General features: G+C 70.9%; 15 protein-coding genes and 1 pseudogene. 6 read left to right on the top strand and 10 right to left on the bottom strand.

Translation table 11 applies throughout. The features are described 5' to 3' along the window. Positions 1-3: 3 nt before the first annotated feature. The gene (locus tag ACWEFB_RS11675; protein WP_452284671.1) at positions 4-1158 is read right to left on the bottom strand and encodes a C45 family autoproteolytic acyltransferase/hydolase; all 1155 of its coding nucleotides are present in this window, start codon (positions 1156-1158) and stop codon (positions 4-6) included. Between the two features lie 136 nt (positions 1159-1294). Between ACWEFB_RS11675 and ACWEFB_RS11670 the strand changes: the two genes are divergently transcribed. Then, on the top strand, positions 1295-2239 hold the full coding sequence (locus ACWEFB_RS11670; RefSeq protein ID WP_452284669.1) for an alpha/beta fold hydrolase: 945 nt from the start codon (positions 1295-1297) through the stop codon (positions 2237-2239). An 88-nt stretch (positions 2240-2327) separates the two neighbouring features. Here the strand turns inward: ACWEFB_RS11670 and ACWEFB_RS11665 are convergent, their stop codons facing one another. From ACWEFB_RS11665 to ACWEFB_RS11640, 6 genes and pseudogenes are all read right to left on the bottom strand, one after another. Further along, entirely contained in the window at positions 2328-2516 is a 189-nt protein-coding gene (locus ACWEFB_RS11665) for a DUF397 domain-containing protein (RefSeq protein ID WP_452284667.1), read from the bottom strand. Beyond that, positions 2507-3307, bottom strand: coding sequence for a helix-turn-helix domain-containing protein (locus ACWEFB_RS11660; RefSeq protein ID WP_452284666.1), 801 nt, complete (start codon positions 3305-3307; stop codon positions 2507-2509). Before ACWEFB_RS11660 ends, ACWEFB_RS11665 begins: the two co-directional genes overlap by 10 nt. A gap of 229 nt (positions 3308-3536) precedes the next feature. After that, complete coding sequence (locus tag ACWEFB_RS11655) at positions 3537-3965, bottom strand: hypothetical protein (protein ID WP_452284664.1); 429 nt, start codon at positions 3963-3965, stop codon at positions 3537-3539. 301 nt (positions 3966-4266) lie between these two features. Beyond that, positions 4267-4569: pseudogene (locus ACWEFB_RS11650) on the bottom strand (NUDIX domain-containing protein); the annotation flags it as partial. Positions 4570-4618: 49 nt separating this feature from the next. After that, complete coding sequence (locus tag ACWEFB_RS11645) at positions 4619-4984, bottom strand: hypothetical protein (protein ID WP_452284662.1); 366 nt, start codon at positions 4982-4984, stop codon at positions 4619-4621. Continuing rightward, positions 4981-7491 (bottom strand): SseB family protein, encoded by a 2511-nt coding sequence (locus ACWEFB_RS11640; protein ID WP_452284660.1) that lies wholly within the window; start codon positions 7489-7491, stop codon positions 4981-4983. Before ACWEFB_RS11640 ends, ACWEFB_RS11645 begins: the two co-directional genes overlap by 4 nt. A 153-nt stretch (positions 7492-7644) precedes the next feature. Between ACWEFB_RS11640 and mycP the strand changes: the two genes are divergently transcribed. After that, on the top strand, positions 7645-8874 hold the full coding sequence (mycP, locus tag ACWEFB_RS11635) for a type VII secretion-associated serine protease mycosin (protein WP_452284658.1): 1230 nt from the start codon (positions 7645-7647) through the stop codon (positions 8872-8874). Positions 8875-8900: 26 nt separating this feature from the next. On the opposite strand, the gene ACWEFB_RS11630 is transcribed toward mycP, so the two are convergent. From ACWEFB_RS11630 to eccB, 3 genes are all read right to left on the bottom strand, one after another. Further along, positions 8901-9194, bottom strand: a complete 294-nt coding sequence (locus ACWEFB_RS11630; protein ID WP_452284656.1) for a WXG100 family type VII secretion target — start codon at positions 9192-9194, stop codon at positions 8901-8903. 22 nt (positions 9195-9216) lie between these two features. Then, positions 9217-9534 (bottom strand): WXG100 family type VII secretion target, encoded by a 318-nt coding sequence (locus ACWEFB_RS11625; RefSeq protein ID WP_326561422.1) that lies wholly within the window; start codon positions 9532-9534, stop codon positions 9217-9219. A gap of 191 nt (positions 9535-9725) precedes the next feature. Next, a complete protein-coding gene (eccB, locus tag ACWEFB_RS11620; RefSeq protein WP_452284654.1) occupies positions 9726-11120 on the bottom strand; it encodes a type VII secretion protein EccB in 1395 nt (464 codons plus the stop codon). Positions 11121-11227: 107 nt separating this feature from the next. Between eccB and eccE the strand changes: the two genes are divergently transcribed. The 4 genes from eccE (at position 11228) to rarD (ending at position 15063) form a co-directional block, all read left to right on the top strand. Continuing rightward, positions 11228-13096: a type VII secretion protein EccE gene (eccE, locus tag ACWEFB_RS11615; protein WP_452285136.1), complete on the top strand. Its 1869-nt coding sequence runs from the start codon at positions 11228-11230 to the stop codon at positions 13094-13096. Positions 13097-13156: 60 nt separating this feature from the next. After that, on the top strand, positions 13157-13543 hold the full coding sequence (locus ACWEFB_RS11610; RefSeq protein ID WP_452284652.1) for a phage holin family protein: 387 nt from the start codon (positions 13157-13159) through the stop codon (positions 13541-13543). Positions 13544-13615: 72 nt separating this feature from the next. Continuing rightward, positions 13616-14146, top strand: coding sequence for a GNAT family N-acetyltransferase (locus ACWEFB_RS11605; protein ID WP_452284650.1), 531 nt, complete (start codon positions 13616-13618; stop codon positions 14144-14146). Next, positions 14143-15063 carry an EamA family transporter RarD gene (gene rarD, locus ACWEFB_RS11600; RefSeq protein ID WP_452284648.1) on the top strand — a complete coding sequence of 307 codons (921 nt, stop codon included), beginning with the start codon at positions 14143-14145 and terminating at the stop codon, positions 15061-15063. The genes ACWEFB_RS11605 and rarD overlap by 4 nt, the downstream gene beginning before the upstream one ends. Positions 15064-15087 lie beyond the last annotated feature (24 nt).

Below are 15087 nucleotides of genomic sequence, written 5' to 3'. Positions count from 1 at the left end.
CGGTCAGCGGGTCAGGCTGAGCCAGCCGTACTCGTGGCCGCACGGCGGTCCGGCGGCGATCCCGAGCCGTAGGTCGTCCAGGTCGAGCAGGACCGAGTAGACGGTCTCGGACCGGTCCGCCACCGCGTCGCGCTCGTCCACGTGCCGGCAGATGGCGTGCGGGAAACTGGCGTGGTCGCCGAAGAGTTCGGCCAGGTCGTCCTCGGTAACCTTGCCCGCCAGGGCTGCTGGTCCGAGCAGTCGCCGGGCCCGCGCCGAACGGAACATGGACGAGCCGCCGTAGTCCTTCATGGTGTCGTGCACGCGTACGCCGGACTCCAGGTGGTTGGCGTGCGTCAGCACCCCGTCGACCGGATGCAGCCAGCCGGCGTCACCCGGCACCAACTCCAGGTCGATCAGCTCACCACCGGACTCGCCGGCCTGGCCGAGGAGCAGGTTGATGGAACTGTTCCGGGTGCCCCGCATCGCCGCCTTGAACGCCCCGGCCAGGCTGTCCGCCTCCAGTGCGGCCCGCAGGAGCACGTGGTACGGCACCCCGGGCGGCGTACCGTCGGTCGGCAGGCCGTCCCGGTCGCAGCCGAGCATGTTGACGCAGACCCCGACACCGGCCGAGTTGAGCCCGGTCTTCGCCAGCATGCCCGCCTCGGCCAGGGCGAGTACGGTCAACCCCCGCTCGTCACGGGTGGCGAGCAGCACCATCGCCTCCCGCTGGTCCGGATGCCAGTCCCAGTTCTGCCCGAGCAGCAGATTCCCGCTGGCGGTGTGGGTGCCGAGTACCCCGGCCGCGGTGCAACCGCCGTCGCGACCGTCCACCACGGCCGGTGCGGTCGTGGTCCCGTAGATCAGCTCGGTACGGGCGTTCAGCGCGTAGATCTCGCCCACCCCGACCCCGGCGCCCTCGGCCACCCCGTCGAGCATCTGCGCCACCCGAGGGTGCAGCTCGACGGTCGTACGCCGGAACGCCTCACCGGCGGTGCGAACCGCCGCCAGGTCGAGTCCCGCCTCGACCCGGAACCTGCGCAGGTAGAGGTCCAGGTTGGCCCCGATCAGCGCCTGGGCGGCGACGCCGTACTCGAAGCCGCAGTACTCGGGTGTGCCCTGCACCCGGATCACCGGCACGGGCAGGTAGGAGAAGGTTCCGTCGTCAGCGGAAATCATGTCCGCACCATATCCGCATCGGCCGAAGACGTTCACCCGGAAAATCCGGCCCCGTTTCCGTGACATCTCCGACGATCCCCTGAACTGTCCCGCCGTACGGGACGCAGTCGCAGGTCCGGGGCCTAGGCTGTGCGACATGAGCGATCAGCGAGGCGGTGGCCGCAAGCCGGTCGTCGACGAATCCCGGGTGCTGGTGGACGGGCCGTGGACGCATCGCTTCGTCGGCGCGAACGGCAGTAGGTTCCATGTGGTCGAGGCGGGCAGCGGTCCGCTGGTTCTTTTCCTGCACGGCTTTCCGGAGTTCTGGTGGGCCTGGCACGAGATGCTGCCCGCCGTCGCGGACGCCGGCTACCGGGCGGTCGCCGTGGATCTGCGCGGTTACGGTGCGAGCGACAAGCCACCCCGGGGGTACGACGGCTACACGCTCGCCGCCGACGTGGCCGGACTGATCCGGTCGCTCGGTGAACGTTCCGCCGTGGTGGTGGGTGCCGGTTTCGGGGGCATGGTCGGTTGGACCACCGCGGCGTTCCATCCGGGTCTGGTCCGCCGGCTGGTGGTGCTCGGCGCACCGCATCCGCTGCGGCTGCGTACGGCCGTCTTCGCCGACCCCCGTGGTCAGTTCCTCGCCTCGACGCCCACGCTGAAGTTCCAGCTCCCCCGCTACGAACACGTGTTGACCAGGGACAACGCCGCCCTGGCCGGCGAGTTCCTGCGCCGGTTGGGCGGCGAGCGGTGGGTGGCCGGCGACTCGTTCGAGGCGTACGCGGACCGCTGCCGGGAGGCGATGCAGATCCCGCAGGCGGCGTTCTGCGCGCTGGAGGGCTACCGCTGGGCGTTCCGTTCGGTGCTGCGGTTACAGGGCTACCGGTTCGTCCGGCTGATGCAGAAGCCGCTGGTCACGCCGACCCTGCAACTGCACGGCGCGCTGGATCGAGGCATACTGCCGCGTACCGCCCAGGGCTCCAGCCGCTACGTCACCGCCGCGTACGAGTGGCGCCTGCTGGACGACGTCGGCCACTTCCCGCATCTGGAGGCACCCGACCTGGTCCTAGGCGAAATCCTCCGCTGGGCCAAATCCTGAGCGACGCTTCAACGAGTGAACGTCATCCTCCGGTTCTTCAGGTCGGAGGATGACGTTCACTCGTTGACGTAGTTCGGTGTTGTCGCGCTCAGTGCCGCTTTGCCAGGCTGACGAACGCGCGCCACGACTCGGGGCCGAAGCTCAGGGCCGGGCCGGACGGGTCCTTGCTGTCCCGCACGGCCACGACGCCGGGCAGGTTGTCCGCGACCTCGACGCAGTCGCCGCCGCTGGTGCCGCTACGAGTGGACTTACGCCAGGTGGCGCCGGTCAGATCCATGGCTTCAACACTTCCTTGATCAGGTCCAGCGACTGCCGTCGTGACAGCGCCTCGTTGCGCACGCTCTCCCACCGCTCCAAGAGAATATCCAACTGCTCCGGACGATGCACCACGTTGCCGCCGAGCTGGTTTTCGAGTTGGCCGACCCAGGTGCCGTCGGGCAGCCGGGCCAGAGAAACCGGTCCGGACAGTCCGGCGTGAAGGACTACGTCGAGCGGCAGGATGTGGACGCTGACGTTGGGACGCTCCGCGCAGGCCAGCAGGTGCACCATCTGCTCAATCATGACCTTCTCGTACGCCCCACCGATCCGCCGGATTGCCGACTCGTCGATCACCGCGATGTACTGCGGGACGGGCTCGCGCAGCAGAATGGACTGCCGTTCGATCCGCGAGGCCACCTTCTGTTCGAGCTCGTCGTCGGTGAGTCGGGGATCGAGTCGCAGCACCGCACGGGCGTAGTCTGCCGTCTGGAGCAGCCCCGGAATCAGGTTCGGCTGGAAAGTCCGAAGCTGGGTGGTCGACTGCTCGGCCTCCAGCCAGGGTTGGAACCATTCCGGAGCACCGAACCTGCGGACCAGCCGCTCGTAGACACCCCCGGTGTGTAACGCCCGATCGCCGCCGCGAACGAAGTCCATGGTCAGTGCCCGCGTGCCGTTCTCCACGGCACTCACGTGCGACGCGCTGAAGCCGGCGGCCTTGCCGAACGCCTCCTGGGTCGTACCGGCGGCAGCTCGCCCTCTGCGTAGCTCCCCAACGATGAATTCGGCAAGTGGACCCGGTACGTCAGTCACTCAGCTTCCCCCAGACTATGAGATCAACTATTCATGCCACCGCGCGCGTACTCCTGATCGTGCGGCAGCACCCCGTTGCTCCGATGCCATCTGAGGGTAGGCGTATCCATAGGAGACTGTCATCGATAGAAGCGCTCGAAGTTGTCGGATCCCATGATCCCGGAGAGTTTGGCCGGCTATAGCGAGCCGAACTCTCCGGGATCATGCGGAGCATTACCGATGCGGCGGATCAGCCGGAGATGATGTGCGAGCACCTGCTCGGGTTGGTCAATGGAGTCGCCCAACCCAGACACACATATACGGAAGGGGAACTGCCACCCGCCCATAGCGGCTGGGAGATGGAAGCCCCCGTGGAGGTGGAAGTGTCGTCGGTGGCGTACTGCCCCGACTCGTACCTTTCCGGGCCGATGTAATAGGTGGCCCAGGCGCGGGCCGCGTAGCCATCGGCCTTCTGGTCCTTGACGTAGTTGTAGTACGTCGGGTCCAGCCGGTAGCTCCAGTTGTCGTAGCAGATCTTGGCCCCGGCCGTCGCGCCGAGTCCACCGGTCGGGCTCGGCACACTGGTCGATCCCGTCCAGCAGGTGGCGGCGCTGGCGGCCGACGGAGCGACGAACACGGCCGTCGCCGCGAACACGACTCCGACGACGATCCGGAGCATCGTCGATCCCAGGTGACGCCGCCGGGACGAAACAGAAGCGTCGGACGCGATCAGTGCACGGACTGCGGGCGGTCTCTTTTCCATGTTGCCACCTTTCGATCGCGGGTAGCGATCATGAGTGGCGCCCAAGACAAGATGGCTCTCACTGGCAGATCCATGGTTCACACGTCAAGGGCGCACAAGATACCTGATCGAGGATTCTCGACCGGGTTGATGAGACGGAGTTTGGCCGCGTACCGCACCGTCGGGCAATCGAAAAGCTGTACGGGACAGTCCCGTACAGCGCCGGTGGGCCGTTGCGCTAGCGGATCAGCGCGTTGTACTGGGGGGAGGTTAGGAAACGGCGGACGACGTCGTTTACGCCGGGGGTCATCTGGCGGGTGAGGATTTCGGGCGGGGACAGGAAGAGCATCGCCGCGCCCTCGCCGAGGATCACCTGATCCTGGCGGGCGCGGGTGGGCGCGTAGTAGACGTGCCAGTGGCCGTTGTCGTTGAGCGCCGGGCCGCTCCAGAACAGTTCCAACCGGCCGTCGACGCGCAGACCGGTCTCCTCCAGCAGTTCCCGGTGGGCCGCCCGCTCGGGTGTCTCCCCCGGTTCGATGTGCCCACCAGGACACCGGCGAGCAGGTGCACCGGATCGGACACGATCGCGGTCAGGCCCGTTGTTCGCGCAGGTCGATGACCTCGGCGGCGGGGGCCCAGCCCTGGTAGACGCCGAAGTCGAACGCCTCCAGGCCCATCGCCTCGGCGATCGGCCAACGGCCGCCGGTGTACTCCACCCGCAGCCAGGTGTCGTGTTCGGCGAGCACGATGAACGGCTCGCCCTTCCACCAGCAGGTGGTACGCACGTACGCCAACTCGTCGACCTCGGCAGCCGGCACCACCCGGACGAACCGGCCGGGACGTACCTCGGTGAAGCCGTCGGCCGGCACGCTCTGGTAGAGGCGGATCTCGTCCTGGTCCGGGCTGACCTCGTACTCCTGGCCGCGCCAGCGGGCGACGTAACCGTCCCGCATCACGGTGCCTCCACCCGCTGCCAACTCGGTGCGTCGCCGTCGAAGGTGGCGATGAGCTGTTCGGTGCCGTCCGAGCCGATCCGCCACAGTTCGGCGCCGTGCGGCAGCCGGGCACTGTCCACCTTGAACTCCGCCACCACGTCGCTGCTCTCGCCGGGGGCGAACCCGTTGCCCCGGAACGGGGGCCGCTCGATCACCCAGCCCTCCATCGCCCGCATCGCGGCCTCGTTCTGGCCGCCGTACGGGATCCGGTAGAGACTCGGCCGGTACGCCGGCCACCGCAGTACGTAGATCTCGTCGGCGTCGCGGGCGAACGGCGAGCCGGCGTAACCCAGCCCCAGCGCGGCGTGCAGCTTGGCCGGGGTGTTGAGGTGTGCCACCTCGGGGGCGCGGTGCACGAAGCCGGAGACCCGGTCGTAGCCGCGTTCGAGGTAGTAGATGACCTGGCTCGGGGCGATGGTCTTCTGCATCATCGTCGGTCGGCCCGGATCCTCCTGCGCCGGCGCGTACGTCGACCGGGGCGTCTCCTCGACCGGGGACGCGGTCGGCTCGATCACCCCGGTGTCGTCACCGAGGCCCACCTCGGCGGCCCAGTTGGCCAGCGCAACGATCTGCGTACCGGGGAGTTTCGCACCGACCGGCGTGCCGGGGTTCACCGCGAACGACCACTCCATGTCCGGCCATTTACGGATCATCTGTACGAACTTGACGCTGATCGTCTCGACCGGGATCTCCGGGTGGTGGTCGGCGATCCGCTCCGGCGAGGTGAACACCACCACGTACGTCTCGCCGTCCATCCGCTCGGTGTTCCACACGAAGCCGTCGTCACCGGGTCGGCTGCCCGGCACGGCGGCGGCCGAGACCGGCAACAGCACCTTGGCCAGCAGTAACGTGGAGAGGAAGGTGTCCGTGCTGCCGTCACCGGCGGCGGTGAGCAGACTCTCCTCGACATCGTTCGCGGGAATGAAGTCCGGCGGGAGCGGCTGGGCCGGTGCGACCGGCTCCGGCTGTGCCGGGGCGACATCGGAGTACGGCGCGGCCACCGACGAGAAGTCCGGGTAGACCGGTTCGGCCGCTGGTGCGGGCGTGACCTGGGTGTGGTCCGCTCCCACCGGATCGATCCGGGCATACTCCGCGGTTCCGGGGTCGGCCGGGGTGTAACCGGCCACCGCGGGCGGATAGCCGGCCGCCGGGGCCTGCACCACCGGCTCAGCCGGCACGAGGTCGGTGACGCCCTGCTCGGCTGGTGCGTAGTCCGCCGGGGCCGGGTCGGGGACCGCCGGGACGTAGTGATCGGGGACCGCCGGGGCGTAGTCCGCGTAGGCCGGATCGGGGACCGCCGGGGCATAGTCCGCGTAGGCCGGGTCGGCCGGGGCGTGGGGCGTGACGGTGTGGTCGGTCGGGGCGTAGTCCGCGAAGGCCGGATCGGCCGGGGCGTAGTCGCGGAGGACCGGTTCGACCGGGGGTGACTCGGTGAAGGCCGACCCGGTGGGGGCGTACTGCGCCGGCATCGGCCCGACCGGGGACCCGGCCGGCACGGGACGGGTCGGCAGGGGGCGGGCGAAGGTGGGCGGCGGATCGGCCGGTGCGGGCTCGAAGTGAACCGGGGCGGCCGGCGGCGGAATGGCCATCGTCGCCTCGGCCTCGGCGGGGGGACCCGTGACCGGGGTGATCGCCGGCAACATGGTCGTGCCCGGGTCCGACGCCTGAACCTGACCGGTCGACTTCGCGGCTGCCGCGTACCAGCCGGACAACTCCTGGGTGACGGCGGCGGCCGGGGTCACCGGCGGGGGCGGCGGGACCCTCGGCTGGCGCGGCGCGGAGGTGAAGAAGTCCGTCGTACGTTCCGGAGCGGCGGGACCGCGCCCGTTACCGGACGTGGCGAACCCTCCACCCGGCGCGTACCCGGAATCGGGTCGCTGGCCGGCGTAACCACCGTTCGTACCGTTGATGCCGTCGGCGATTGGTTGCCGTGCCGGCAGTGCCGGTTGCTGGTCCGATGCCGCCGGAAGCTGCTCGGCCTGCTCGTGCGGCGGGCGGCCCGGTACGACCGCGGTCGCCCGTGCCCGTGCGGCGCTCTCGGCCCGCTCCAGCCGCGCGCGGGCACCGATGGTGCGCCCCGGCAGCCGGACGTCGCCCCGGGCGAGTTGCGAGACGAACCAGGCGGGCAGATATCCCTCGACCGGCAGGCCGGGGTTCACCGCCAGCCACCACTCCAGATTCGGCCAGTTACCGGCCAACTCGTGGTACGGCGTACGCCGGGTGGAGCCCGCGTTGTCGCCGAGGCAGGCGCGCAACGAGTTGACGGACGTGAACGCGAGCACGTGCGTCCGCCCACTGGTGGTCCAGGTGCCCCAGCCCATCGGCGCGTGTCCGGCCAACGCGTTCGCGGAGACGGGTAACAGCAGCTCGGTACGGGCGAGAATCCGGAAGTAGCGCTCCTGGTCATTCGCGCGGAGCGCGTCCCGCATTGCCGCCTCGGCCTCGGTGGCCGGCTCCCATTCCGTCACGGCCACCTTCCTTTCCACGAAGAGGCCACAGGCATCGCGTACAACCTACAAGGTTGGAACAAGATCACGATGTCAGCCCGGCGGTGGGTGCCGCGCACAGTGGCACACAGATAGCATCCGGTCGCGAAACCGACACACATTCGGAGGCGGACGATGCCGGGGCGCGGATCATTTCTCGCACTCACGTACGTCGCCCTGGCGGCGGTGGTGCTCCCCGCCGCCCCCGCACCCGCGGCAGCCGCACCGGTTCCGGTGAACCGCCGGGCCGCGCCCCAGTGCGACACGAGGGCCGACCCCGCCAAGTTCGTCGCCGAGGATCCCTGGGCCCAGCGGCGCTACCCACCGGATCGGCTGGCCTCGCTCGCCACCGGCGCCGGGGTCACCGTCGCCGTCATCGACTCCGGGGTCGACGTCGACCATCCCCAGTTGCGCGGGCGGGTGGCCGACGGCACCGACCTGCTCGACTCGGGCGGCGACGGCACCCACGACTGCGTCTACCACGGCACGGCCGTCGCCAGCATCATCGCCGCGACCCCGCGCGACGGCGTACGTTTCCACGGGCTCGCCCCGCTGGCCACGATCCTGCCGGTACGGGTCAGCGAGCAGCAGGACCTCGACGGTGAGCAGAAGGCGCGCAACGTCACCCAGCAGGAGTTCGCCCAGGCGATCCGGTGGGCGGTCAACCACGACGCCGACGTCATCAACCTCTCCGTGGTGCTCTACGAGGACAACCCGGCCATCCGCGACGCGATCGGTTACGCGCTCGGGCGGGACGTGGTGGTGGTCGCCGCCGCGGGCAACCGGTACGAGAAGGGCAACCCGCGCCCCTACCCCGCCTCCTACGACGGGGTGCTGGGCGTCGGTGCGATCGACGAGAACGGCGTACGGGCCTCGTTCTCGCAGACCGGGCCATGGGTTGACCTGGTCGCGCCCGGTGTCGGGGTGCTGGCGGCGACCGCCGGCCCCGGACACAGCAAACACGACGGCACCAGTTACGCGGCACCGTTCGTCGCCGCCACGGCCGCGTTGCTGCGGCAGTACCAGCCACAACTGTCGGCCGCCGAGGTGGTCGCGAGGATCGTGGCCAGCACCGATCCGGCACCGGACGGTGGGCGCAGCGACGCGTACGGCAGTGGCGTGCTCAACCCGTACCGGGCGCTCACCGACACCAGGCCCGCCGGGGCGGCGCCGACCGCCGCGGCGCTGCCGGTGGAACAGGGCGATCCGGTCGCCGTCGCGGCGCAGCAGCGACGCGACCGGGCCGGGGAGCGGTCTCTATGGGTGGCCGGGGTGGCCGGTGGGCTGGCCGCGCTGGCCCTGTTCCTGGCCGTGGTCCTGCCCCGGGGTGCACGGCGGGGCTGGCAGCCGGCCGGCCGCGGATAGCGACGCCGGCCGGTCCGCCAATCCGCCTACTGGAACAGGCTGGTGTTCTTCTTCTCGGTGCTCTGGTAGTCGGCCGCCGAGTCGTCCACCGCGATCTTGATGTCCCGGAGCATGCTCTGCAGATCCTGCGAGGCCGAACGCCAGGCCGCCTGCCGCTGCTCGTAGGCCTCCTTGGCCTCGCCGCTCCAGGTGGAAACGAGCGGCGCGGCGTCGCGCTCGAGCTGGCCGAGCTGCGAGTCGAGCGTGTTCAGCGCCCGCTGGATGTCCGCGCTCGCCTGCTGCAACGCGGTGAAACTGACAACAAGTACACCATCGTTCATCGGTTTTGTCCTCCCCCGAGGATCAGAGCGGCAGCGAGATGCCGCGGTTGGTGTTGGCGACCCGGCTGGCCGCCTCACTGTCGGACGCGTCGTACTGCTGACCGGAGGTACGGACCGCGCCCGCCGTCTCCCGCAGCGCCCGACCCAGCTTCGCCTGGTCGCTCGCCCACTGCTGCTTGACCTGCCCGAACGAGCGGCCACCGGCGCCCTGCCAGGCCTGCTGGAGCCCTTCCAGCTCGCTCATGAGGCTGTTGAGCATCGACTGGAGAGACTGGTCGACCTCTTCGAACTTCTTCGCGGTCTGTTGCATCACCGCGGCTTCTGCCTGCGTCTGGGACACCCCGGACGTCACCCCGTTCCCTTGATCGTGGCAACCCCGGCGACCACTGTGGACGCCGCGGCGGATCGGTCCGCCCATCGACCGGCACCCGCGCCGGTACGGCGAACTCCGTCGCTGACCGTAGCGGGCCGGGACCATGCCCGGTAGCCCCTGCCTGCGGCCTGTGGAAAACTCCGGCCCTGATGGGCGGCTCAGTCCTGGGTGGCCGGTGACCGTGCCGCGGCCGGATCCAACGCCTTGCCCGCCGGGACCAGCGCCACCAGACTCGCCGGCAGGCGCAGGGGTTTCGCGTTGCCGAAGCCGAGCATGCCGAGCACGTCCGCACCCGTCACCGCGTGCCGCCGGCCCAGGTCGGTGACCACCGAGATGGCTCCACCGGACAGCCCCGGTGCCGCCACCGCCTCCACCACCGCGCCCCGACCCGGCTCGACCAGGATGTGGTCGGCGAGCGCCGCGCCCTGCGCCGACTGGGCCGCCGTACGCGCCGCGTCGGTGAGGTTCGGCAGGTTCGCCCCGACCAGCATCTGCTGTACGCCGCTGTCGTCGCGGACCTGCGCGCAGAGCCCCCCGCTCTCGGCCGGCACCAACTCCGGCCGGTTCGCCGGGGGCGCCCCCGGATCCTCGGAGACCAGCGAGTCCACCTTCGGGACCCGGGCGTACGTGCCCTGGGACATCGGCGTCGGATCGTCCTGCCGCCCGGCGGTGAGCAGCAGGTCCGCCTGTACCTGGGTGATCCCGGCCAGTCCCTCGCGCTTGGCCACCGCGTACTGGCGGCCACCGCCCTGGCTCTCCACCACGAAGACCTCACCGACCCGGGCGTCGTCCACCCCCTGCGACTCCCGGCCCTGGTCGGCGATCGGGACCCGACCCAGGTCCGAACCGGCCGGCAGCGCGTTGAGCAGCGCCGGGGCCACCGGCACCGGACGCTCACTGGCCCAGGTCAGCGCGGGCAGCACCAGGTCGGAGTCCCGGATCAGGTGCCGACGGTTGTGCCAGACCAGGTACAGGCTGCCGTCGGGGTGCCGGACCAGGACGCCGTTGTCGCCCAGTGGCGTACCGTCGGCGACGTCGCCGCCGACGAGCAGCGCCGAGCGGGGTGCCACCGGGCCGTCGCCGGTGACCAGGGTGGAGCAGACCGTCCACGGTGCGGTGGAGAGCCGGTCGGCGGCCGGCAGCGAGTCGGGGGCCCCACTGATGCCGAGCGTGTTCCCGCGCGGCACCCCCTCGATCGACTTACGCGACACCAGTACGGTCTTCGGCTGCGCCCCACCGACGATCAACAGGGCGGACGCGTAGTTGAGCACCAGGTGGAGTTTCTCCTCGCGGAAGACGTACCGGGCGCCGGACTCCTTCTCGACGATTACCGCGGAGGGGTCGCGCCAGCTCTTGCCGCCACCGCCGACGATCGCGCCGTACACGGTGACCCCGCCGAGCGCGATCGCGGCGATCAGCACGCTGGCCAGGGTGGCACCGGCCGCCCGCCGGAACGGTGACTGCGCCGGGTCGGTCTCCCGCATGACCAGTGCGGCCACCACGCGTTGGACCATGAACTGGTAAGAGTGCAACTGGTCCTGCCGAGACGGCATGCGGGCCCCTCCCCGGTGTGTCCGGCCCATACGATAGGCCCCTGCGGGAGTGTCGCGGGGGGACGCCCGTGGGGCGGGCCCATGCACGGGAGGCTATCGCGGTGACGGTGAGTGTGGCGGATGACGTGGCCCGTTCCGGCGGGTCCGGCGCGACCGGCTGGAGCGGTGACCCTCGGACGCCCGACCCGGTCCGCACCCCCACCGCGTCGGGCCCGGTACGCCGCCGGTCGTTCGGTGTCCGGGCGGGACAGGTCGTGGCCGCCCAGACCGCGGTGGCCCTGCTGCTCGCCGCCGCCGGACGCGGACCACTCGTCATGGCTGCGGCCGTGTTCGGCGCCGCCGTGCTGGTGCTCACCGCGTGGCTGCGGCTGCGCCGCCGGTGGCTGTTCGAGTGGATCCGGATCGGCGTGCGTTACTCGCTGCGCCGGCACGCCCTCGCCCCGTCCGCCGAGCCCGAGGCCCTGCTCGACCTGCTGATCCCGGGTGCGCGGGTGTTCCCGGCCGAACTCGGGGGCGACGCGGCGGCGGTGATCAGCGACGGGTACGGGCTGACCGCCGTACTCGAACTCGGGGATCCGACCGGGCTGCTCGCCGACACGCCCCTGGCTCTGCCCAGTCCGGCGAGCCTGCTCCCGGCGGCCGGCGCGCAGACTCCACCGATCCGGATCCAACTGGTCCTCACCGGAGCACCGGCGCCGACCCTGCGTGCCGGTGCCGGCACCCCGGCGACCTCGTACCGGCAGCTCACCGACGGGCGGCTGCTCGGGCACGAACGGGCCCTGCTCGCGGTCCGGGTGCTGCGGGCCGAGGGGTGGTCCGAAACGGACCTCCGCCGGGCCCTGTCCAGCACCGTTCGGAAGGTGTGCCGCCGGCTCGCCCCGGTGCCGGCGCGCCCGCTGGGGGATCGGGCCGCGTTGGGCGTACTCGCCGAACTGGCCCACCACGACGGCGCGTCACCGGCCCAGGAGAGCTGGCAGGCGGTGCGGCTGGGCGGGCTGTTGCAGACGACGTTCCGGCTGCGTCGCTGGCCGGAGGCCCGGTCGGAGACCGCTCGCCGGCTGGTGCCTCGGCTGCTCGCCCTGCCGGCGACCGCGACCACGGTCTCGGTGAGCGCCGGTCCGCGGGTCGGCGCCGCCACCGACCCGGTCCCGCTGGACCTCACCGTACGGCTGGCCGCCGAGAACGCGGCCGGTCTCTCCACCGCCATGCAGGCGATGCGGCGGCTGCTCGCCGCGGAGAACGCGACCGGTCGGCGACTCGACGGCGAGCACCTGGACGGCTTCGCCGCCACCCTCCCGGTCGGTACGGCCGAGACCGGTCCACCCCGGCAGTCGTCGAACGCCCTGCTGGACGTCCTCGACCTGCCGTTCGGCACGGCCGGGCTAATGATCGGCGCGAACCGGCACGGTGCGGCGGTGACGGTCCGGTTGTTCCGGGCCGAGGCGACCCGGGTGATGTTGATCGGTGGGGTGGCGGCGGCGCAGCTCATCGCGCTGCGGGCGATGGCCCTGGGTGCGCGGGTGGTGGTGCAGACGGCGAGGCCGCGCGCCTGGGAGCCGTTCGTCCGGGCGGTGAGCGCACCGGGTGAGACGATCCCGCTGATCCCGCCCGGCCGGCAGGTCGGCGGAGCGGCCGGCACCCCGCTGCATCCGCTGCTGGTCGTGGTCGACGTGGGGCCGGTCAACGCGGACGCCCAGCCCGGACCGGGTTGGCAGGCCACTCTGGTGGTCCGGGACGGACTGACCCCGGCGGACACCGATGCCGTCTCCCGCGCCGACCTGGTGGTGTTGCAGCCGCTGCGGCCGGACGAGGCGGCCCTGGCCGGGGTGGCGCTCGGGCTCGGTGACTCGGCGGAGTGGCTGACCCGGATCCGTGGCGACATGGTGGGCGTGGTCAACCGGCGGGTGCTGCGTTGGGCACTGCTGTCGGCGACCCCGATCGAGGTCCAGTTGATCGGCCCGCCCACGCGTCACTGACCCCGGCCGAGGCCGGGTCCAGGGCAGCGGATCACAGCTTGCCGTGGCACGATCCGCGGCATGGATTTCCTGACCGGGCTGCTGATCCGCCTCGCCACCACCGCGTTCGCGTTCTGGCTGGCGACGCTGTTCATTCCGGGCATCACCCTGGGTACGGACTCGATCGGCGAAGCGGTCCTCACCCTGCTCCTGGTGGCCGTGATCTTCGGGGTCGTGAACGGGGTGCTCCAGCCCGTCATCAAGACCCTGGGCTGCGGGTTCTACCTGCTCACCCTGGGTCTGATCGCGATCGTGGTGAACGGGCTGCTGTTCCTGTTGACGAGTTGGATCGCGGGTCAGTTGGACCTGCCGTTCTCGGTCGACGGGTTCTGGCCGTCCGCCGTACTCGGTGCGCTGTTCGTGAGCGTGGTGACCTGGGTGCTCGGGATGGTGACCAACCGGGACTGAGACGCCCCCACCGGTCCAGAGTTCGGGAATTGGCCTGGCGCGGACCACCGGTGGTGGCGATACGGTCTGCCGGTGTTGACCATCACCCGCAGCGACGGTTACGAAATCTCCACCGATCCCGACCGGCTCGACCTGGACCGGGTGCACCGGTGGCTGTCGACCGAGTCCTACTGGGCGTTGGGCCGGCCGTACGAGGTGACGGCTCGGGCCGTCGCCGGCTCGATGGTGTTCGGGGTCTACCGGCCGGGTGACGGGGTCCAGGTGGCGTTCGGCCGGATGATCACCGACGGTGCGACCTTCGCCTGGCTCGCCGACGTGTTCGTGGACCCGGAGCAGCGGGGGCGCGGGCTCGGCGGCTGGTTGGCCGAGACCGCGCGGGACGAGGCGACGAAGCTCGACGTGCACCGGATCATGCTCGTCACCGTCGATGCGCACGACGTGTACGCGAGGATCGGCTTCACCCCGCCGGCCACGCCGCACATGCTGATGGAGCTGATCCGGCCGCGCCCGGTGGACGGGCTGCCGGGGTCCACAGCGGATCGGGTGACGCCGGTCACCGATAAGGAGAGGACTGCGGGTTCACCCCTTACGGTGAGGGAGTGAGCCAGCTCCGCCTCGGCTATGTCTTCGGACTCAGCGCGTACGTCCTCTGGGGTTTCTTTCCCTTCTACATCAAGCTGCTCCGGCCGTCCGGGCCGGTGGAGATCCTGGCCCACCGGGTGATCTGGTCGGTGGTGTTCGTCGCGCTGGTCCTGGCCGTCACCCGGCACTGGGCGTTCCTGCGCCGGTTGGTCCGGCAGCCCCGGCTGCTGGCCGGGATCACCGCCGCCGCCGCGCTGATCGCGATCAACTGGGGCACCTACATCTACGGGGTGAACTCCGACCGGGTGGTGGAGACCGCGCTCGGCTACTTCATCAACCCGCTGGTGGTGGTTCTGCTCGGCGTCACCGTGCTGAGCGAGCGGCTCCGTACGGTGCAGTGGACCGCCCTCGGCATCGGCGGCCTGGCCGTGGTGGTCCTCGCGATCGACTACGGTCAGCCGCCGTACATCGCGCTGACCCTGGCCCTCAGCTTCGGCGGCTACAGCCTGCTGAAGAAGCGGCTCGGGCTGCCCGCCGCCGAGGGACTGTTCGTCGAGTCCGCGCTGCTGGCGCTCCCCGCCCTCGGTTACCTCGGCTGGCTCACCTGGCACTCCGGGTCGAGCTTCGGCAACGGTTCGACCGGACACACCCTGCTGCTGGTGTTCGCCGGTGCGGCCACCGCCATCCCGCTGCTGCTGTTCGCCGGTGCCGCGAACCGGCTGCCGCTGACCAGCCTGGGCGTGCTCCAGTACACCGCGCCGATCCTGCAACTGGGCCTGGGCGTACTGGTCTTCCACGAACCGATGCCGCCGGCCCGGCTGGCCGGCTTCGCCCTGGTCTGGCTGGCACTGATCGTCTTCACCGTCGACGCGGTCCGCAACGCCCGCCGCCCCGCCCGGTCCGCCGCCCCGGTCACCCCGGTCGCCGAACCGGTTTAGCCGTCGTCCCGTGGACCCGGATTC

Source organism: Micromonospora sp. NPDC004704 (assembly GCF_053601675.1).
Note: the sequence above shows the minus strand (reverse complement) of the source record. Positions and strands in the feature narration are given on the sequence as shown.